General features: G+C 66.0%; 15 protein-coding genes and 3 pseudogenes. 11 read left to right on the forward strand and 7 right to left on the reverse strand.

The window, feature by feature from the left end; genetic code table 11:
• Positions 1–834 (forward strand): annotated as a pseudogene (locus NFW30_RS10565) (cation acetate symporter); the annotation flags it as partial.
• A gap of 177 nt (positions 835–1,011) precedes the next feature.
• On the opposite strand, the gene NFW30_RS10570 reads toward NFW30_RS10565, so the two are convergent.
• Positions 1,012–2,445 (reverse strand): AAA family ATPase, encoded by a 1,434-nt coding sequence (locus tag NFW30_RS10570; RefSeq protein ID WP_295354401.1) that lies wholly within the window; start codon positions 2,443–2,445, stop codon positions 1,012–1,014.
• A 104-nt stretch (positions 2,446–2,549) separates the two neighbouring features.
• Between NFW30_RS10570 and NFW30_RS10575 the strand changes: the two genes are divergently transcribed.
• The 4 genes and pseudogenes from NFW30_RS10575 (at position 2,550) to NFW30_RS10590 (ending at position 6,149) form a co-directional block, all read left to right on the forward strand.
• The gene (locus NFW30_RS10575) at positions 2,550–2,783 is read left to right on the forward strand and encodes a hypothetical protein (protein ID WP_295354403.1); all 234 of its coding nucleotides are present in this window, start codon (positions 2,550–2,552) and stop codon (positions 2,781–2,783) included.
• A gap of 415 nt (positions 2,784–3,198) precedes the next feature.
• Positions 3,199–3,729, forward strand: a pseudogene (locus NFW30_RS10580) (transposase); the annotation flags it as partial.
• A gap of 52 nt (positions 3,730–3,781) precedes the next feature.
• Positions 3,782–4,618 (forward strand): annotated as a pseudogene (locus tag NFW30_RS10585) (IS110 family transposase); the annotation flags it as partial.
• Between the two features lie 136 nt (positions 4,619–4,754).
• Entirely contained in the window at positions 4,755–6,149 is a 1,395-nt protein-coding gene (locus NFW30_RS10590) for a surface-adhesin E family protein (protein WP_295354408.1), read from the forward strand.
• Between the two features lie 74 nt (positions 6,150–6,223).
• Here NFW30_RS10590 and NFW30_RS10595 read toward each other — a convergent pair whose 3' ends face one another.
• Complete coding sequence (locus NFW30_RS10595) at positions 6,224–6,631, reverse strand: secondary thiamine-phosphate synthase enzyme YjbQ (protein WP_295354411.1); 408 nt, start codon at positions 6,629–6,631, stop codon at positions 6,224–6,226.
• Between the two features lie 172 nt (positions 6,632–6,803).
• Between NFW30_RS10595 and NFW30_RS10600 the strand changes: the two genes are divergently transcribed.
• Positions 6,804–8,303, forward strand: coding sequence for a sodium:solute symporter family protein (locus tag NFW30_RS10600; protein ID WP_295354412.1), 1,500 nt, complete (start codon positions 6,804–6,806; stop codon positions 8,301–8,303).
• Complete coding sequence (locus NFW30_RS10605) at positions 8,290–9,450, forward strand: VanZ family protein (RefSeq protein WP_295354414.1); 1,161 nt, start codon at positions 8,290–8,292, stop codon at positions 9,448–9,450. Before NFW30_RS10600 ends, NFW30_RS10605 begins: the two co-directional genes overlap by 14 nt.
• A 7-nt stretch (positions 9,451–9,457) precedes the next feature.
• On the opposite strand, the gene NFW30_RS10610 is transcribed toward NFW30_RS10605, so the two are convergent.
• Positions 9,458–10,498 (reverse strand): DnaJ C-terminal domain-containing protein, encoded by a 1,041-nt coding sequence (locus NFW30_RS10610; protein ID WP_295354417.1) that lies wholly within the window; start codon positions 10,496–10,498, stop codon positions 9,458–9,460.
• Positions 10,499–10,979: 481 nt separating this feature from the next.
• Between NFW30_RS10610 and NFW30_RS10615 the strand changes: the two genes are divergently transcribed.
• A complete protein-coding gene (locus NFW30_RS10615) occupies positions 10,980–11,921 on the forward strand; it encodes a cation diffusion facilitator family transporter (protein WP_295354419.1) in 942 nt (313 codons plus the stop codon).
• Between the two features lie 35 nt (positions 11,922–11,956).
• Here the strand turns inward: NFW30_RS10615 and NFW30_RS10620 are convergent, their stop codons facing one another.
• Both NFW30_RS10620 and NFW30_RS10625 read right to left on the reverse strand, forming a co-directional pair.
• Complete coding sequence (locus NFW30_RS10620; protein ID WP_295354421.1) at positions 11,957–12,685, reverse strand: SAM-dependent chlorinase/fluorinase; 729 nt, start codon at positions 12,683–12,685, stop codon at positions 11,957–11,959.
• A gap of 202 nt (positions 12,686–12,887) precedes the next feature.
• A complete protein-coding gene (locus tag NFW30_RS10625; protein ID WP_295354423.1) occupies positions 12,888–13,448 on the reverse strand; it encodes a sugar transferase in 561 nt (186 codons plus the stop codon).
• Between the two features lie 240 nt (positions 13,449–13,688).
• Here NFW30_RS10625 and NFW30_RS10630 point away from each other — a divergent pair, with 240 nt between their 5' ends.
• Together NFW30_RS10630 and NFW30_RS10635 are read left to right on the forward strand one after the other, a co-directional pair.
• A complete protein-coding gene (locus NFW30_RS10630) occupies positions 13,689–14,033 on the forward strand; it encodes an FKBP-type peptidyl-prolyl cis-trans isomerase (RefSeq protein WP_034891468.1) in 345 nt (114 codons plus the stop codon).
• A gap of 54 nt (positions 14,034–14,087) precedes the next feature.
• Positions 14,088–15,008 carry a pseudouridine synthase gene (locus NFW30_RS10635; RefSeq protein ID WP_295354426.1) on the forward strand — a complete coding sequence of 307 codons (921 nt, stop codon included), beginning with the start codon at positions 14,088–14,090 and terminating at the stop codon, positions 15,006–15,008.
• A 26-nt stretch (positions 15,009–15,034) separates the two neighbouring features.
• Here the strand turns inward: NFW30_RS10635 and murB are convergent, their stop codons facing one another.
• Together murB and metH are read right to left on the reverse strand one after the other, a co-directional pair.
• A complete protein-coding gene (murB, locus tag NFW30_RS10640; RefSeq protein ID WP_295354428.1) occupies positions 15,035–16,072 on the reverse strand; it encodes a UDP-N-acetylmuramate dehydrogenase in 1,038 nt (345 codons plus the stop codon).
• 26 nt (positions 16,073–16,098) lie between these two features.
• The gene (metH, locus tag NFW30_RS10645) at positions 16,099–19,806 is read right to left on the reverse strand and encodes a methionine synthase (RefSeq protein WP_295354431.1); all 3,708 of its coding nucleotides are present in this window, start codon (positions 19,804–19,806) and stop codon (positions 16,099–16,101) included.
• A gap of 332 nt (positions 19,807–20,138) precedes the next feature.
• Between metH and NFW30_RS10650 the strand changes: the two genes are divergently transcribed.
• Entirely contained in the window at positions 20,139–20,414 is a 276-nt protein-coding gene (locus NFW30_RS10650; protein WP_363322093.1) for a transposase, read from the forward strand.
• Positions 20,415–20,451: the final 37 nt, after the last annotated feature.

Raw genomic sequence — 20,451 nt, forward strand, 5'->3', positions numbered from 1 at the left:
GCCGGCCTGCCGCACATCCTGATGCGCTTCTTCACCGTCGGCAACGCCAAGGAAGCGCGCAAATCGGTGCTCTACGCATCGGGAATCGTCGGCTACTTCTTCAACGTCATCTTCCTGATGGGCCTCTGCGCGGTCATCATCGTCGGCCAGAACCCCGAGTTCTTCGAAGGGGGTGAGGTTGGCAAGAAGCTGATCGGTGGTGGCAACATGGTCGCGATGCACCTCGCCAAGGCGGTCGGCGGCAACATGCTGCTCGGTTTCCTGGCGGCGGTCGCCTTCGCCACCATCCTGGCGGTCGTCGCCGGTCTCGCGCTGGCCGGTGCGGCGGCGATCTCGCACGACATCTATGCGCGCGTGATCCGCAAGGGCCAGGCGACCGAGCAGGAGGAAGTGAAGGTTTCACGTTATTCGGTCATCGGCCTCGGCCTGCTGGCGATCGTCCTCGGCATCCTGTTCGAGAAGATGAACATCGCCTTCATGGTCGGCCTGGCTTTCGGCGTCGCCGCCGCCGCCAACTTCCCGGTGCTGATCCTGTCGATGTACTGGAAGGGACTGACGACGCGTGGGGCGCTCTGGGGAGGTTACGGCGGCTGCATCTCGGCCGTCCTCTTCGTCCTCTTCTCGAAGTCGGTGTGGGTCGACGTTCTCGGCAACAAGGCCGCGCTGTTCCCCTACACGCAGCCGGCGCTGTTCGCGATGCCGATCGCCTTCATCCTCGCCTACATCATGTCGAAGAGCGACGGCAGCGCCCGCGGAAAGGCCGAGATCGCCGCCTTCGACGACCAGTACGTGCGCGCGCAGACGGGCTTCGGCGCTTCCGGCGCCAGCCACTGAGTCGTCCGCAGCACCTCCAGCCCTGGCGGAGCAATCGCCCGCCAGGGCTTTTTTCTTTCTGCCCGGCGAAGCGTCGCCGAGTCCGCTTCCCGTTCATCGGGCACGCCCGAGCCTCCGTCGTCAACTGCATGACTCTCGACCGGGGGCGTCACACCCTTCCAGCGCTTCGCTCGGTGTTCAGTCGCGGTTCCTGTCGCGATGCGAAATCTCGACCACTCTCGCCCGGCATGCCAGCCTCTCGACCAGTTCGCACGCGAGAGCGCGATTACCTGGGTCGAGATTGGCGTCCCATTCGTCGAGCAGGTAGACCGGATGATCGGTCTGCGCGACGATCTCCTGCAGGATCTGCAGTTGCCGTTCCCCCGATGAATGACTTGGTCGTCGAACGGCCGCGCCAAAGGGATGGGTTTCGTCGGCACCTTCGTCGTCAGGCGGGTCATTTGCGCCGGGATCCAGCGAGGGATGATCTCCGTCGACGTCACTGGAATTGAAATGGAAGCTCAGCCGATCATGCATCGGCCAGTAGAAGGCGCGACCACGAAGGTGATGCTTCAGTGCGGCGAGAAGGGTCGACTTGCCGCTGCCATTGGCACCGCGGACTGCCACCAGTCCGGTGGGCCTGGCCAGGACATGCGAGACGGCAGCTGCCAACGACGCGCAAACGTGGGCATCGTCGCCCTCCTTGAGAAGCACCCGATCGAAATCGATGCGACCGATGAATCCAGGGTCGGGTTCCGGTTGCATGTGGCTGCAGACGCCCTTGATCCGTGTCCAGACGGCCAGCAGATCGGTGATCCCGGCGGCCAGCTGGTGCATGTCGAGCGCCATGTCCATCTGGCGTGGCAGGGTTGCCGCCAGTGCCATCAGGAGCTCGGTGTTGCCGGCATCCTGAACGGCGACCCAGGCGGTCGTCGAGAGAACGACGACCAGCGCGATGATCCCGCTGACCGCACTCCAGCCTTCACGCGCGACGATGGCCCGGGTCTGCGCCGACAGCGCGTCGCTGAGGCGATGACGAAAGTCGCGGTTCCAGATCCGATGGTTGTAACGGTTTCCGGACAGCACATTGTCCCAGGCGTTGTACGTCCGCGCGCGCAGGCGGTTGGTCAGTCGCTGGTTGCGCAGGAAGACGCTTGCGAGTGGCTCGCGCAGCCGCCACTGCAATGCAAGGAGGATGACGAGGGCGCCGCAGAAGGCCATCGGCAGTCCTGCGTCGATTTCAAACCCGAGGACCAGTGAATTGAACAGGAGCTGGGAGCTCAGCCGCAGGTAGAACTGGCAGTTGTAGATCAGATCGAAACAGATGTCGAAGGTTTCGCTGGTGAGGAACGGTTCGACGCGTTCGCGTGCGTGGGCATCGCCGAGGAGGGCCGTCTGGAAGCGGTTGCGACGCGCGAAGTCCAGCATGTAGTGACCGTAGGCTGCAAAGCCGGCGCGCTCGGCGAACACCCAACTGACTGCGCCGGCCAGCAGCGACAAGGTTTGCGTGACGATGATCTCGACGAAGGCCATCGCCGAAATCTGTTCCGTGGCGATCTCGCGAGCGATCTCGATGATGAGCCAGGTCGTCGTTGCCCCCACGGCTTCCTGCACGATGATCAGCCCCAGCATGGCGCCTGCGGATGGGCTGGCGAAGTAGCGAAGGAAATCGCGTGGCTGGTAGGTCGCGGACGCTGGCAAGGGGTTTGGAAAAGGGGATCGCCGGAAGAAGGCCCGTGGCCGAGACTCGCGACGATCGAAGATCCCGGGAAGATCTGCTGGATGAGCACGCCCTGCGCAACGCATGGAAGGCGGACCAAGGCCCGCCTTCCATGCGCGCTTTCGACCGGCTGCGCCGGTCGGGCACCCTTACTTCGGTGCCGGCTTCTTCGACTTCTTCTTCGTCGTTGCCATCTCATACTCCTGTCGAAGGGTTGATCAAACAAGCTGACGGCGCCGGGAAAACCTGACTGCCGCCGGCGCATTATTCCCGCGTTCCCAGCGCTCGCAGCCATTCCCTGCGCCCATCAGGCAATGGCCATGTCACTGGTTCGGAAAGTCTGATCCTCCTCGCGAAAGGTTCTCCGGTCGGGAGAGGACGCCGGACTGGTCGGTTACCGCCACGATTTGCCGCCCAACGGTCATTGCAGTTGCGGCCGCCCCGGATGATGAAAGACGATGCTGAAAGAAGATGCGGGCTGGGAGGCATCGGGTAGAGGTCGCGCAACATCTTGGTGGTCGGATCCAGCAAGCTGACTTCACCCGCTGAACCGACTCGTACCCCGGATTGCTGCCATCGAGCGCACACATCAATAGTGCCGTTGGCGACCTGTCGCCCTCAGGCAACTTCGGTTCTGGCACCCGCCGCCTTCCGCGCTCAAGCTTATGACGAAAGGAGACGCGACGGAACTGGTTCCGATCCACGAGCCAGTGATTGGCCTGGACGTTCACCAGGCGCAGATCACGGCGTGTGCGATCATCGAGGAAGCGGGTGGCGCGACACGAATCGAGCAGCGGCCGTTTGGCGGGTTCAAACGTGATCGGCGCGAACTGGCGGCTTGGGCGGCGACGCTTCGCCCAGACGAGGTCGTCATCGAGAGCACGGGGATCCACTGGAAGAGCCCTCATGCGGCGCTTGAAGGGGCTGGCATTCGGGTGACGGTGGTCAATGCCCGGCATGTGAAGCAGGTTCCGGGCCGCAGGACGGATATCGGCGACGCGCAATGGCTGGCGACGCTCGCCCGGGCGGGTCTTCTGCGCGGGTCCTTCGTGCCACCAGCCAAACTGCGCGAACTGCGTCCGATCGCCCGGCAGCGGCAGAAGCTGGTGGGCTTGCTGCAGTCGGAGAAGAACCGCCTGCACAAGGTGCTGACAGATGCCGGGGTGCGACTGGGCGTCGTGGTCAGTGACATTCATCCTAGATTCCTCTGTTAAGCCTTGACCGGATTTGATGAACGCCAGATTTGGCAAGGCTTTGCGGCCGATTTTGGCAACTGCGCCACAGTTCCTTTTGGGTGTCCCAGAGACATTCGAAAAATCCAATCTTCATAGCAACTTAGCTGCCATTCCTGGCTTCAACTGAGGAATCTAGGTTCATGGTCAGTCGGCGCGGGCGATGATCAAGGGGATTCTCCAGGGACAGACGCCGAACGAAGTCTTGTCTCTCGCCAGCCGACGCATCAAGGCGAGCCGTGAGGTGTTGCACGATGCCCTGCAAGGTGAATTGACTGCGAGTCACCTGTTCGTTCTCGACGAACTGTTGCGGCATATCGAGGAACTCGAAGCGCGCATCGCGCGGTTCGACGCCCGTTTGCTTCACGAGTTGGCGGGCGAGCACCGTGCACTGGCCCTGCTGCAAACGTTGCCGGGTGTAGACACCATCGGTGCCGCCATGCTGCTCGTCGAGATCGGCGCCCATATGAGCGCTTTCGGCAACCCCGATCACCTGGCTTCCTGGGTCGGCATCTGTCCAGGAGACAACGAATCCGCCGGAAAGCGCAAGTCCGGACGGGTCCGCAAGGGCAATCCCTACGTCCGACGACTCCTGTGCGAGTTTGCTCACGCCGCCAGCCGCACCAAATCGGTATTGCACGCCTGTTTCCAATCGCTGATCGTTCGTCGTTGTCACACGCGCGCCATCGTCGCCTTGGCTCACAAGATGTTGCGCACCCTCTTCTTCATGCTCAAACGTGGCGACTGCTACCGGGACTCCGCCGCCAACTGTGAGCAGCTATCAGTGCAGCGCAACGCTTCTCGCTGGATCAAGGCTCTGACTCGCTTCGGCTTCATCCCCGCAGCAGCCTGATTCACGACAACCGCTCTCCATGACCGCTCGCGGTCAGGTACACGTGCGCTTGGAGACAGGGTTCTTTCACACTAAAGAACTTGCCGCCCGTGCCGTGAACTCACTGGTGTATGGAACCAGTCCACGGAGCTGCCGGATGCACCCACACCGCAGAATCATCGCCACCGCCCTGATCGCGCTGACACCGTCCGTCGCACCGGCCGCGTGGCAGGTGATCTCGTCCGAGCCGGGCAAGCGGATCGAGATCGACCGCAGCAGCATCACCCGTGACGAGCGCGGACGGACCGTTGCCCTCGGCCGCATCATCCTCGAAAAGCCGATCATCGATCCGAAGACCTCGTCGGCGTACCGCATCGTCCAGGCGCTGAGCAGCTACGACTGCGCGGCGCGCAGCTACAGCACGCTCAAGCGCAGCTACTTCAAGGAGGAAGGCCAGCTGCTGCGAGAGGACGAGGTCAAGGTCCAGGTCGACATGCCGGTGCGCTCGGGGATGCTCGACGACAAGCTGCTGCGCGAGGTGTGTCGGCCGAAGGCGGGCGGCGAAGCGGCCCTCGCCGCCCGTCGCACGGCCGACCGGGTCAACGAGGCGACCGGCGAACTGCGCAAGGCGAACGAGGCGCTGCTGCAGAACGACGTCCGCCGTGCCAACCTGCAGACGCCGCCGCCAGCCGAGAAGCCCGAGGCCGAGAGCCGACGCAGCCAGTCCGCCGGCACGGCCGCCAGTACCGCGCCGGCGCCGCGGCCGGTGCGCCAGACGCTGGTCGCGCGGGCGGAGCCGGCCGCTGACGCGCCACGCGCCGGCAGGGCGCAGCCGGTCGTGCGTTCCGAGCCTGCCGGCAGCGCGCGGCCGGCCCGATCGGCTCACTGGTCGTACGAGGGGGACAGCGCTCCCGAGCACTGGGGAAACCTGAAGCCCGAGTACGCCCTCTGCGCCTCCGGCACGCGACAGTCGCCGATCGACATTCGCGACGGCTTCCGCGTCGACCTCGAGCCGATCCAGTTCCGCTATCGCCCATCGGAGTTTCGCGTCGTCGACAACGGGCACACCGTCCAGGTCGAGGTCGGCGGCAGCAGCATCAGCCTGCTCGGCAAGAGCTACGACCTCGTCCAGTTCCACTTCCACCGGCCTGCGGAGGAGCGGGTCGACGGCAAGTCCTTCGACATGGTGGCGCATCTCGTGCACCGCTCGGAAGAGGGCCGCCTGGCGGTCGTCGCCATCCTGCTCGAGAAGGGCATGGAGCATCCGCTGATCCAGACGGTCTGGAACAACCTGCCGCTGGAGAAGGGGGAGTACGTCATGCCTCCCGGACTGAGCATCGACCTCGCACAGCTGCTGCCTGCCGAGCGGAGCTACTACACCTACATGGGCTCGCTGACCACGCCGCCCTGCAGCGAGGGCGTGCTGTGGCTCGTGCTGCGGCAACCGCAGCAGATTTCAGCCGAACAACTGGCGATCTTCGCACGCCTCTACCGGCACAACGCACGTCCGATCCAGCCGACCTTCGGCCGCATGATCAAGGAGTCGCGCTAGTCCGGCGAGGGCTCGGGCCGGTCGCGCCCGCTGCCCTGCCCGGGGTCGCTGCGGCGCCCATCGCGCACCGCCGGTCAGGCATCGGCGAGCACCGTGCACACGACGCGGCGCTCGCGACGCGGCCCGTCGAACTCGCAGAGGAAGATGTTCTGCCAGCGCGACAGGCCGAGCCGCCCGTCGATCAGCGGAATCGTCTCCGACGGCCCGACCAGCCCGGCCTTGAGGTGCGCGTCGCCATTGCCGTCCTGCTCGTCGTGCAGCCAGACGCCACGGGGAATCAGCCGCTGCAGCAGGTTGACCACGTCCATCTGGACGCTCTCGTCCCAGTTCTCCTGGATCATGATGGCGCAGGTCGCGCCTTGCGCGTAAAGCGATACCAGACCGTCGCGGATGCCACTCCGCGTCACCACTGCCGCCACCTGATGCGTGATGTCCAGCAGTTGCTCACGCCGCTGCGTGGCGATCGTCACCGTCTCGCGCATGCTCTCCCCTTCCCTGATCGTGCTGCACGTTCCTTTTTGGCATAATACCGCGCGAAAGCGCCGCACGGGGCGTCGGCAAGCGAACGCGTCATCGGCGACGCGGGCGACATCCGCCGCCCAAAGGCCCGTGGAGCGTCGCCGGCATCACCACTTGTGCAACCAGGGTTTCGCCATGCTGATCTGGTTCGTCGTCATCTACCTGCTGGTGTCGATTGCCATCGGGCTGTACGCCGCGACACGCGTACACAACACGAAGGACTTCGCCGTCGCCGGACGCCTGCTGCCGCTGCCGGTGGTGACCGCCACGGTCTTCGCCACCTGGTTCGGCGCCGAGGCGGTCTTCGGCGTTTCCGCAACCTTCGTCAAGGACGGCCTGCGCGGCGTCGTCGCCGATCCCTTTGGCGCCAGCCTGTGCCTGGTGATCGCCGGCATCTTCTACGGCACGACGCTGTACCGGCTCAACATCCTGACCCTGGGCGACTTTTTCCGCCTGCGCTACAACCGCACGGTCGAGGTGCTGACGACGCTGTGCATCGTCGCTTCCTACCTCGGCTGGGTCTCGGCGCAGATCAAGGCCCTCGGCCTGGTCTTCAGCGTCGTCACCGATGGCGCGATTCCGCCGACCGCCGGCATGGTCCTCGGCACCCTGGTCGTCCTGACCTACACCACCTTCGGCGGCATGCTCTCGGTCGCCGTCCTCGACTTCGTCCAGATCAGCGTGGTCATGGGCGGGATGCTGTACATTGCCCACCTGATCGCCGGCATCAGTGGCGGCGTCGAGGTCGTCGTCGGGCAGGCGGCGGCGGCCGGCAAGCTCGACTTCTTCCCTGACGCCGGTGCCGCCGAGTGGCTGGCGTTCATCGCCGCCTGGATGACGATGATGCTCGGCTCGGTCCCGCAGCAGGACGTCTTCCAGCGCGTCACTTCCGCACGCACGGCGAAGATCGCCATCTACGCGTCGATTCTTGGCGGTGCACTCTACTTCTGCTTCACCTTCGTGCCGATGTTCATCGCCTACGCTGCCACCCTGATCAATCCGGAGCAGTTCAACGCGTTGATCGAAAGCGATGCGCAACTGGTCCTGCCGACACTGGTACTCGAACATACGCCGGTCTTCGCGCAGGCGATCTTCTTCGGCGCCGTCCTGTCGGCGATCATGAGCTGCTCCTCGGCGACCCTGCTGGCACCCTCGGTGGCATTCTCGGAGAACATCGTTCGCAACTTCTTCCCAACGATCGGCGACCACGCCTTCCTGCGCATCATGCGACTGACGCTGGTCTGCTTCGCCGCCATCGTCCTCGTCTTCGCGCTGAACTCCGAAGCGTCGATCTTCAAGATGGTCGAAAACGCCTACAAGGTGACCCTTGCCGGCGCCTTCGTGCCGTTGTTCTTCGGTGCCTACTGGCGGCGTGCGACCACCCAGGGTGCTCTGACGGCAATCGTCGGCGGTCTCGCCTCCTGGTTGCTGATCGAGCTGCTCGTCGAGGCGCCGCTGGTCCCCGCGCAGCTGATCGGACTTGCGGCCAGCATGCTCGGCATGATCGCCGGCTCACTGTTGCCGCAGCGGGTCGGCGAACCGACTCCGGCGCATGACCTGCATGCCCGCATGCACCACCGTGCAGCCGCCCAGACGCACCACGCGACCGGGCTGCACCAGCATGGCCGGAAGTGAGCGCCAGGCGCGAGCAGACACTACCGCGGCGCTGATCTCCGACCCGGCCGGCGGCGCGACGGCCGGCGCCGGACGCTTCGGGCGCAGCGGGCGGCCACTCCCGCGCCCGACACGCCTGCCGCTCTACCTGGCGCTGGCCTATCTGGTGCTGATCGGCTACGCCAGCCTCTACCCCTTCGCCAACTGGCGCGATCTCGGCGTTGACCCGCTGGAGTTCCTGCGTGCCGGCTGGCCGCGCTACTGGACCGTTTTCGATCTTGCCGTCAATGTCCTCGCCTACCTGCCGCTGGGCTTTCTGCTGACCCTCGCGCTGCGCCACCTGCCCGGCGGGCGCGCGTCGGCGGTGACGGCGGCGGTGCTCATCGGCAGCCTGCTCAGCCTCGGTCTCGAGTGCCTGCAGAACTGGCTTCCGGCACGCGTGCCGTCGAATCTCGATCTCGCCTGCAACGCCACCGGGACGGCAATCGGGGCGCTGCTCGGCGCCTGGAACGGCAAGCGCATCCTGCGCCGCGTTGCCCGCCTGCAGCAGGAGCTGCTCGCGCCGAGCGAACAGGTCGAACTCGGTCTCGTGCTGCTCGGCGTCTGGCTCCTGACCCAGTCGTCGCCGGAGACGCTGCTCTTCGGCACCGGCGACCTGCGCAACGTGCTCGCGCTGACGCCGGCCGTCCCCTATGCCGCTCACTCCTTCTTCGTCCTCGAAGCGGCAATCATCGGCTGCAACACCGTCGTCATTGGCCTCTTTGCCCGGACCCTGCTCGCCGAAGGGGCGCCGACGCACCTGGCACTGCTCGCCTTCTTCGTCCTCGCGCTGGTCATCAGGACGCTGGCGGCGGCGGTGCTGGTCGCGCCGCAGGAGGCGTTCGCCTGGCTGACTCCCGGAGCCGAGGTCGGCTTGCTGATCGGCGGCGTCCTGCTCACACTGAGCCTGCTCCTGCCGGCATCGATGCGCGTGGCGTTGGCCGGTGTGGCGCTGATGGTCGGCACGGCGCTGGTCAACCTGACGCCGGCCAATCCGTACTCCGAAGTCGCACTGGCAGCCTGGAAGCAGGGTCATTTCCTCAACTTCAATGGCCTGACACGCTGGATGGCCAGCCTGTGGCCCTTCGTGGCCCTGCCTTACCTGACTGCTGTCGGCCGTCGCCACTGACCAGCCCTCAGGCGACTGGTCCGTCCCGGCGTGCGCGCAGCCGCTCTTGCCAGTCGGCGAGGAGCGGCGCCCGCCGCTCCAGATCGCCGGCGAGTCGCCACTCGAGCAGTTCGAGCAACTGGCAGTCCTCGCGCGCCGCGACTTGCGGATGGATCGCTTCCGGGTGCAGGACCAGGTCGCCGACGGCACGCACCCCCTTGCCGGGGAAACCCAGGCCGGGCAGACGGTGTCCGCCGGCAGCCACCGGCCACGGTGGCAGATCGATCCAGGTCGTGCCGCTGAGCGTCGGTATCTCGATGCGACCGCCGCTGAGCAGGCGGAAGATGCTCACCGGAACCCGGCAATGCAGATCCGGTCCGGCGAGGTCGAACAATTCATGCCTCAGCAGGCTGATCTCGAGGTAGAGATCGCCGGCGATCCTCGATTCGTTCCCCGCTGGCAATGGTGCCTGTCGCGCCAGGCGGAGGCGCTCGCCGGCGAGCAGTGCGGCTGGCACGGTCACCTCGAGGGTACGCGCCTCGTTCCGCCAGCCGCTGCCGGCGCAGTCGGTGCACACCGTCTCGCGCAGGTAGCCGCGGCCACCGCAGTTGTCGCAGCGGCCGGTCCTGCTGCCGGCGCGCACCACCCGGCCGCAACCGCTGCAGGCAGGACAGGGTACCGAGTGACTGTGCTGGACGCGGCCACTGCCGCTGCACGTGCTGCAGCGAACACGCTGCGGCAGCTCGACGGTGCGCCGGCAACCCGCTGCCGCCTGCTCGAGGGTCAGCGGCAAATCCTGTATGTGATCCTCGCCGATCGTCGCTGCACGATCGCCAGCACCATCTGCCGCGGCGTCGCGCCGAGCCTGCTGCCACACGGCCAGCCTCTCGTCGTCGAGCAGCAGCTCGTAGGCGGCATGAACCCGCTTGAATTCGACCGCCGCCGCCGGCGAAGGATTGCGATCCGGGTGCCAGCGCATCGCCAGGCGACGGTAGGCACCCTTTATCTCGTCGCGCGATGCCTCCCGGGCAACGCCCAAAACGAAGAAGGGATCCTCGCAGTCGATCATCGACGAATCGTCATGGCAGGCACACTCGGGAAGTGGCGCAAGGCAGCGCGGCACATCATGGGCCAGGAAGCCGACGGGCCGGTGACGCTGCGCGGGACAGCAATCGGGGGCAGCCAGAGAGCATGACGCGTGGCCACCACGAGCGCGCTGCCACGGGCCGCGGCTGCAGCGCCAATCGGCATTGTGCAGCGGCTTCCTTACGCCGAGCTTGCGGTCGCTCAATTGCCGACAGGGAAGCTGCATCGCGGCAACAGATCCGGGCTTCACCCTTCGGCCACCGGTCACGGCGGTGGAATGGGATGGCTGCAGGCGTCGGCCGCGCGCCGCCGTTGCCGGTACCACCCTTTTTTCCTGCCTTGGCCCCGCCCGTGCGATAGACTGATAGTGGTGGCTGCCGCTTGCGGTAGTACGCTTCCCGCCGGCAGGCACGAGGAGAGCGCACAGCAATGAGGATCGCCAGTTCATGCAACAAGCCGGCAGGATGACCACAGACGTCGCGAGCAGGGCGTCACTGACCCGCTACGCCTGGCTGTCGATCGGCGCAGCGACGCTGACGATCGCGCTCAAGGCCGTGGCGTGGTGGCTGACCGGATCGGTCGGACTGCTCTCGGATGCCATCGAGTCGTTCGTGAACCTCGTCGGCGCACTGATGGCTCTGTGGATGCTGACCCTGGCAGCACTCCCGGCCGATGAGGAACATGCCTACGGCTACAGCAAGGCGGAATACTTCTCGAGTGCCTTCGAAGGCTTCCTGATCCTGCTGGCAGCCGTCAGCATCGGCTACGCAGCGCTCGTCCGGCTGCTCGATCCGCAGCCGCTGGCAGAGGTGGGCCTCGGGCTGATGGTTTCGCTGCTGGCATCAGCCATCAATCTGGCGACCGCCCGCATCCTGCTGCGCGTCGGCCGCGAGCACGATTCGATCAGCCTCGAGGCCGACGCGCAGCACCTCATGACCGACGTGTGGACCTCCGCCGGAGTGATCGTCGGGGTCGCGCTCGTCTGGCTCAGCGGCTGGTTCTGGCTCGATCCGGCGATCGCGCTCGTCGTCGCGGCAAACATCCTGTGGACCGCTTTCCAGCTCATGCGGCGATCGCTCGCTGGGCTCCTCGACGCGTCGCTGTCGGCGCCGGAACTGGCAGGGATCGAGGCGCTGCTGGCGCTTCATCGGGCGCAGGGCATCGCCTTTCACGCATTGCGCACCCGCCGCGCCGGTAGCCGCAGCTTCGTCAGTCTGCACGTCCTCGTCCCCGGGCAGTGGACGGTGCAACAGGGCCACGACCGCGTCGAGCGCATCGAGGACGAGATCCGCGAGCTTCTGCCACGGGCGCACGTCACCACCCACCTCGAACCGCTGGAGGATCCGCTGTCGATGAGCGATCAGGATCTCGAGCGGCGACCGCGAAGCGGCATCGCCTCGTCGTGAACGCGCCGCCGGTGTCAACCGGCTGCCGGCGTGCCTCAGGCGAGAACGGTCACCGGCGACCCCGGGGCCAGAAACAGGCACGATGCCGCACTGCCGCGATTGACCGCGATCTCGAGCAGACCGATGCTGTTCTCGTACCAGAACGCCTCGCCTGCGGCAACCTCGGCGAAGAAACGCGCCGGCGGCACTTCCTGCCTGTCCAGTCGCAGCCGCGCATGCCGCGGGACGTTCGCCGCGCGCATCCCGGTCATGGCGTTGCCATAGTGATCGACATAGATGATCTCCGCCAGGTCGTCGGCGGGCAGTGGATGCTGCAGGCGACTGGTTGCCAGCCAGGCTGCCGGCCAGTCACCGGTGGCGATGCGCGCGGCAACTGGAGCAAACAGGTCTCGCCCGTGGAACGAGTTCGACAGCCGATCGGGCCGCCAGACGATGCGCCAGGTCCGCTGCTCGCGGGCACGCGCCGCCACGACCGCGAGGATGCCGTTGTCAGGCCCGACGTAATACTTGCCGTCCGCTTCCAGGACTGCCGCCGGCCGGTCGCTGCCGACCCCCGGGTCCACGACGGCGAGGAAGACGCTGCCACGATCGAAGCTTGCGTGCAGCGCCGCCAGCAGATGCGCACCGGCTCGTGCAGCGAAATCGGGCACCCGGTGCAACAGATCGACGATCGGCACGTCCCGGCACCCGGCACGTAAGAGTGCTGCCTTCATCTGCCCGACGTACGGGTCATCGATACCGAAGTCAGTGAACAGGACGATCATGGCGCGCGGAAGGAGTGGTGATCAACCGGCAGCATGCCTCGTATCGCCAGTCGCGGGCGGCGGCACATCGCCAGATGTTCCAGGGCACTCCAGTTCTGTCCCCTTGCGCCCGCCTTGCAGCCTGGCTTGGTTACCGCGGCTCGTGCGGATTTCTCGGAACATCCCGGTTGCGCACGGCGCACGATGACGCGGAAACGGGTACCTAATGGCTGACGCCCTCTCGGAAAACGACCTTGGCGACGGTCAGGCAGAGTATGCGCAGGTCAAGCCATAAGGATTGATTGCGCAGGTACTCGACGTCGTACGCGACCTTGACGGGGATTGGCAGCTCATCGCGGCCGTTGACCTGCGCCCATCCCGTCAGCCCGGGAAGCAGGACATGAACCCCGCGCCGCGTTCGCAATTCGATCAGATCATACTGGTTGTACAGAGCCGGGCGCGGCCCGACGAGGCTCATGTCGCCGACCAGAACGCTCCACAGCTGTGGCAGCTCGTCAAGGCTCGATCGGCGCAGGAGCGATCCGACGGGTGTCAGGAACGTCTGCGGATCCGCCAGCAAGTGGGTAGCGACAGCCGGTGTTTCGAGCCGCATGCTGCGGAACTTGGGCATCCGGAAGACGCGATTGTGCTGGCCGATGCGATCGGACCAGTAGAGCACCGGGCCGCGGGATGTCAACTTGATGAGCAATGCTACGCTGGCGGCAGGGAGCAGGAAGAGGAGCGCGGCCATGCTGGCCAGCAAGAGGTCAAGTGTGCGCTTCATCACAGAACCGACTCGATGGCGAACGGCCATCAGGCAGCTGGATCCTAACAGCAAGGAGACCCCTTGGCGACGCCGCAGCCGATCCATCGCAGCCGATGCAGTCTCGGCAGCCGGCAACGAGCCACCCTCCGCCACCGCTCGCGGCATCCGGTCCGTCGCACTGGCTTCATGCCACTGGCCGTTGCCGGCCATGGTGGGCTAAACTTGCCGCCTTGCCAACAATCGAGGAGAGGAACCAGAATGCCCATTGTCACCACCTCCAGCGGTCTGCAGATCGAGGACATCATCGTCGGCAGTGGCCCGACGGCGACCTCCGGTCAGCACGTCATCGTCCATTACACCGGCTGGCTGGCCGATGGCAAGAAGTTCGATTCGAGCGTCGACCGCAACGAGCCCTTCCGCTTTCCGCTCGACGGGCGCCACGTCATTGCCGGCTGGGAAGAGGGGGTACCAGGAATGAACGTCGGCGGCATCCGCAAGCTGACGATTCCGGCCGAACTCGCCTACGGTGCGCGCGGCGCCGGCAAGCTGATCCCGCCGCACGCCAGACTCGTGTTCGAGATCGAGTTGCTCGACATTGCCTGAGCGATGGCTGCACCGCCGGGAAGATCGCCGCGCGGACGCCCCGGAACACCGCCGGTGAAAGCGATCGCCGGCTCGCCACGCTTGCCAGTCGGCGCCGCGCGCCCACAGCGAGGCGCGGCGACCGGTGACGCGGTGGCACGGCAGCAGACAGGCAGGAACAGCGCGCCACCTTACCGGGCGACGCAGCCGCGCTCGCCCGCCGTGCTCGCCGTGCAGCCAACGCCGCCCTCCCTTGCCGGCGAGCAGCCAGCGGCGGTCCGCATCTCGAAGCTGATGGCCGAGCGGGGTCTGTGCTCGCGTCGTGATGCCGACGACTACATCGCACGTGGCTGGGTGTTCGTCGATGGCAGGCGGGTCAGCGAACTCGGCAGCCGTGCCGCCCGCAGCGTGGTGATCACCCTCGACCGACGGGCACTGGCCGCCCAGGAGGCGTGCCTGACGATCCTGTTGCACAAGCCCGTCGGCTATGTTTCGGGACAGCCGGAACCCGGTTGTACGCCTGCGGTCGCCCTGATCCAGGCGGAAAGACAGTTCCGCACCACGGACACGCCGGCTTTTCATCCATCCTGCCTGCGCGGACTGGCGCCGGCAGGCAGGCTGGACATCGATTCGACCGGCCTGCTCGTGCTGACGCAGGACGGGCGGGTGGCACGACGACTGGTGGGCGAGGATTCGACGATCGACAAGGAGTATCTGGTTCGCGTCGCTGGCCAGCTCGACGAACGCGGGCTGGCGCTGCTCAACCACGGGCTGAGCCTCGACGATCGCCGCTTGAAAGCGGCACGGGTGGAATGGCTGAACGCCGACCAGTTGCGTTTCGTCCTGCGCGAAGGCCGCAAGCGCCAGATCCGGCGCATGTGCGAACTCGTCGGGTTGCGTGTGCTTGCGCTCAAGCGCGTCCGCATCGGCGCCGTCCGGCTTGGTGACCTGCCGCTCGGACAGTGGCGGTTCCTGCGCCCGGGGGAGGTGTTCTGAGGGTCGCCGGGGCCCTTGGAACGAAATCAGAGAAGAACCGGCTCCGGCGTCAGCTCGACCGCGAAGCGCTGCCGCACGGCATCCCGGACGGCACGCGCCAGCGCCAGCACATCACTCCCGAGTGCACCGCCGCGGTTGACGAGTACCAGCGCCTGTTTCTCGTACATGCCGACGCGACCGAGGTCGCGCCCCTTCCATCCGGCCTGCTCGATCAGCCAGCCGGCGGCGAGCTTGATCCGGCCATCCGGTTGCACGTGGCATGGCAGGTCGGGAAAGTTCTGCCGCAGCCGCACGCCGAGTTCCGCCGAGACCAGCGGATTCTGGAAGAAGCTGCCGGCGTTCGGAACCGTTGCCGGGTCGGGTAGCTTGCGCCTGCGGACGGCGATGACGGCATCGGCGATCTGCCGCGCATCCGGTCGGGCAAGGCGTCGGCGGTCCAGTTCGGCAGCCAGTTCCGCATAGCCGGTCAGTGGCCGCCAGTCCTTCGGCAGGCGGAAGGTGACGCTGGTGACGACACGCCCGGCGTCGAGATGCCAGCCCTGCCGTTTGAAGACGCTGTCACGGTAGGCAAAGCGGCAGGCTGCGCGATCGAGTTGCAGCAGCCGGCCACGTGCCATGTCGAACGCCTCGAGCGACTGGAAGCGATCAGCCAGTTCGAGCCCGTAGGCGCCGATGTTCTGGATCGGCGCCGCACCGACGGTGCCCGGAATGAGCGCCAGGTTCTCCAGTCCCGGCCAGCCACGGGCGAGCGTCCAAGCAACCAGCTGGTGCCAGTTCTCGCCAGCGCCGGCGCGCACGTACCAAGCGTCGGCATCCTCGCCGAGGAGTTCGCGACCGGCGATCGCCATCTGCAGCAACAGGCCGTCGAAGTCGCCGCTGAGCACCACATTGCTGCCGCTGCCCAGAACGAAGCGCCGCGGCGACTGGCGACCGACCAGCTGCGCCAGCTGACGACAGGAACTGATCTCGGCAAGATGCGCGGCGCGCCCGGGAAGCGCCAGCGTCGTCCGCCCGACAAGGTCGACGTCGGCCGTGACGAAGTCGGGCAGGGGCTGCGTACGCATGGCCGGCACTCCGCTCCGGCACCGGATCAGAGCAGCGGCGCCAGCCAGCGCCTCGATTCATCGAGGCCGAAGCCCGATCGTTCCGCCCAGTCCTCGATCTGGTCGTTGGCAATCCGGCTGATGGCGAAGTAGCGTGCCTGCGGGTGCGCCAGGTAGAAGCCGGAAACGGCTGCCGCAGGCGTCATGGCACAGCTCTCGGTCAGTGCCATGCCGGTGTTGCGCGGCACATCGAGCAGCGCGAAGAGCGCCCGCTTGGCGGTATGGTCGGGGCACGCCGGGTAGCCGGGAGCCGGGCGAATGCCGCGATACTCCTCGCGAATCAGCGCCGCCCGGTCGAGGCTCTCGGCGGCGGCGTAGCCCCAGTAGTCTCGGCGGACCTGCAGATGCAGCCACTCGGCACAGGCTTCTGCGAGACGGTCGGCAAGCGCCTTGAGCATGATCGAATGGTAGTCGTCATGGACGGCGGCGAACTCGGCGAGCTTCTCCTCGATACCGAAACCGGCGCTGACGGCAAAGGCGCCGATCCAGTCGGGCGTGCCGCGGTCGGCGACGAAATCGCTCAGGCAGTAGTGCGGTTTTCCTTGCGGGCGCTCGTTTTGCTGGCGCAGGTTGTGCCATGTCATCAGCCGATGCTGGCGCGACTCGTCGGCATAGACCTCGATGTCGTCGCCAACGGCATTCGCCGGGAACAGGCCGCAGACGGCCCTGGCGTGCAACCACTTGCCGGCGACCAACTGCTCGAGCATCTTCTGCGCGTCGGCGAAGACTGCACGCGCCGTACCGCCGACCACCTCGTCGTCGAGGATCTTGGGGTAGCTACCGACGAGATCCCAGGTCTGGAAGAACGGGCCCCAGTCGATGAACGGCACCAGGCTCGCCAGATCCACCTGCGGCAGAACGTGCAGACCTGGCTTGTGGGGCGGTTGGGGTTGGTAGTGGGCGTCTGCATTCCAGCGGAAGCGGTTCGCTCGCGTCTCTGCCAGCGGCAACAGGACGCTGCCCTTCTTGTTCGCGTGCTGCGCGCGCAAGCGCGCGTAGTCGGCCGCGACCTCGGCGACGAACTCGCCTGAACCGTCTACGGACAACAGCCGCGTCACGACGCCCACGGCGCGCGAGGCATCGGGCACGTACACCACCGGCCCGGAGTAGTTGGGTGCGATCTTGATCGCGGTGTGCGCACGGCTGGTCGTCGCGCCACCGATCAGCAGTGGCACGGCTGGCGCACCGTCTGTGGCGGCGGCAAAACCGAGTCGCTCCATCTCGGCGGCGACGTGACTCATTTCCTCGAGCGACGGAGTGATCAGGCCCGACAGGCCGACGGCCTGCGCGCCATGCTCACGCGCCGCGTGCAGGATGCGGTCGCACGGCACCATGACGCCGAGGTCGATGATCTCGTAGCCATTGCAGCTCAGCACGACGCCAACGATGTTCTTGCCGATGTCGTGCACGTCACCCTTGACCGTCGCGATGACGACCCGACCCTTGCTGCTGACGCCTGTGCGCAGTTTCTCCGCTTCGATGAAGGGAATCAGGTGCGCTACGGCCTGCTTCATCACGCGCGCCGACTTGACCACCTGGGGCAGGAACATCCTGCCGGCGCCGAAGAGATCGCCGACGACATTCATGCCGTTCATCAGCGGTCCTTCGATGACCGCCAATGGTGGCTTGCCGGTTGCTGCCAGCGCCGCGCGACACTCCTCGGTGTCGGCAACGACGAAGTCGGTGATTCCCCTGACCAGGGCGTGCGTCAGCCGCTCTTCGACCGGCTGCTCGCGCCATGCGAGGTCGGGACCGGTATCTCTGGCCTTGCCCTCCCTGACCGTCTGTGCGAAGTCGACCAGCGCCTCGCCGGCATCCGGACGCCGGTTGAGGACGACATCCTCGACCTTCTGCCGCAGAACCGGGTCGAGATCGTCGTACACCCCGAGCATGCCGGCGTTGACGATGCCCATCGACAGACCGGCACGGATGGCGTGATAGAGGAAGACGGTATGGATCGCCTCGCGCACCGCATCGTTGCCACGGAACGAGAAGGAAACGTTCGATACACCACCCGAGATCTGCGCTGCCGGCAGATTGGCGCGGATCCAGGCGCAGGCATCGATGAAGGCGACGGCGTAGTCGTTGTGCTCTTCGATGCCGGTGGCGATGGCAAAGATGTTCGGATCGAAGATGATGTCCTCGGCCGGCAGGCCAGCCTCTTCGGTGAGCAGGCGGTAGGCGCGGCGGCAGATTTCCGTCTTGCGGGCGAAGCTGTCGGCCTGGCCGGACTCGTCGAACGCCATGACCACGACGGCCGCGCCATAGCGACGCGCCAGCCTCGCCTGGCGCAGGAACTCGCTCACCCCTTCCTTCATCGAGATCGAGTTGACGATGCCCTTGCCCTGGATGCACTTCAGACCGGCCTCGATCACTTCCCATTTCGACGAGTCCAGCATGAGCGGCACGCGCGCGATGTCGGGCTCGCTGGCGATCAGCTTGAGGAAGCGCTCCATCGCGGCCCGCGAATCCAGCATCGCCTCGTCCATGTTGATGTCGATCACCTGGGCACCATTCTCCACCTGCTGCCGGGCGACCGCGAGCGCATCATCGAAGCGCCCTTCGAGAATCATTCGTGCGAAGGCCCGCGAGCCGGTCACGTTGCTGCGTTCGCCGACGTTGACGAACAGGGAGTCCTGGCCGACATTGAACGCCTCCAGCCCCGACAGCCGCAACTTGCGCTCGCGGACGGGAACGCGGCGGGGCGCGACACCGGAAACGCCGCTGGCGATGGCCGCGATGTGCGCCGGCGAGGTGCCGCAGCAGCCACCAACGATGTTCACGAAGCCCAATCTCGCCCAGTCGGAAATCTCCGCTGCCAACTGCTCCGGGGTCTCGTCATAGCCGCCGAAGGCGTTGGGCAAGCCGGCATTCGGGTGCGCCGAGACGAAACAATCGCAGATCCGGGACAGCTCTTCGACATGCTGCCGCAGGTCCGCTGCGCCGAGCGCGCAGTTGAGACCGAAGCCAAGCGGTCGCACATGCGCGAGCGAGTTCCAGAATGCCTCGGCGGTCTGTCCGGAAAGCGTCCTGCCGGAAGCGTCGGTGATCGTCCCCGAGATCATCACTGGCCAGCGTCGACCCGCCCGCTCGAAGTAGCTCTCGATGGCGAAAAGCGCCGCCTTGGCATTGAGGGTGTCGAAGACCGTCTCGACCAGCAGCAGGTCGACGCCGCCCTGGCACAGCCCGTCGATGGCTTCGTCGTAGTTGGCGACCAGTTCGTCGAAACTCGTGTTGCGATAGCCCGGATCGTTGACGTCGGGCGAGATCGACGCGGTTCGCGACGTTGGACCGAGGACGCCCGCGACGAAGCGCGGCCGCGCCGGATCGGCGGCGGTGAACTCGTCGCAGACGGCGCGCGCCAGGCGTGCGCCGGCCACGTTCAACTCGTGTACGATGCTTTCGAGATGGTAGTCGGCTTGCGAGACGCGCGTCGAATTGAAGGTGTTGGTTTCAATGATGTCGGCGCCAGCCGCCAGATACTCGGCATGGATCGCCCGGATCAGTTCCGGGCGTGTGAGCAGCAGGAGGTCGTTGTTGCCCTTCAGGTCATGCGGATGCCCGGCGAAGCGACTGCCGCGGTAGTCGGCCTCACGCAGGCCGTGGCGCTGGATCATCGTGCCCATCGCTCCGTCGAGAACCAGGATCTGGTTTTCGAGGCGTTCTCTCAGTTCGGCGGTCCGGTCGGGCTGCATGGTGATGTCCTGATTTCCCCTCTGGGGTGGGGTATGGGTAGAAAACAAAAACCCGTCGACGCAAGGCGCGACGGGTTGTGCTGTGAGCCTCGCTTTAGCTGGATTTCTAAGGCGCCCGCAATCTGTTGGTGTCAAATCGGCGCCACCCCCTGCATGCCGGGGCAGGGCTGCGAATCTACCCGCCACGGCATGGCTTGTCAAGCTGCCGACGTGCAGCGCGTGCAGCGACAAGCAGCCATCCCTGACTCAGTGAACGGTCATGCCCGAGCTGATCTGGTACCCGAAAAATGGACGCCATGAGGTATGGTATTTTGACCTTGTGGAGGTTGGACATGAAGAGAGTGAACCGGAGTTACCCGGCGGAGTTTCGGAAGGCGGCGGTGCAACAGGTGGTCGATGGCGGGCGCAGCGTTCCGGCGGTGGCGCGGTCGTTGGAGATGTCGGCGAAGACGTTGGCGAACTGGGTTGGGCGGGCACGTCGAGGCGAGGCGCCGACCGCAGTGTCGGCGAGGGGGCCGGTGAGCGAAGTGGAAGCGGAGCTGGCGCGATTGCGGCAAGAGGTTGCGAAGCTGCGGATGGAGAAAGAGATCCTAAGGCGATATCGTTGATTGTTCATACCGTTGTATGCGATATTTCGAGTCAGTT

The sequence above is a fragment of the Accumulibacter sp. genome (assembly GCF_023806635.1).
Lineage (GTDB): Bacteria > Pseudomonadota > Gammaproteobacteria > Burkholderiales > Rhodocyclaceae > Accumulibacter.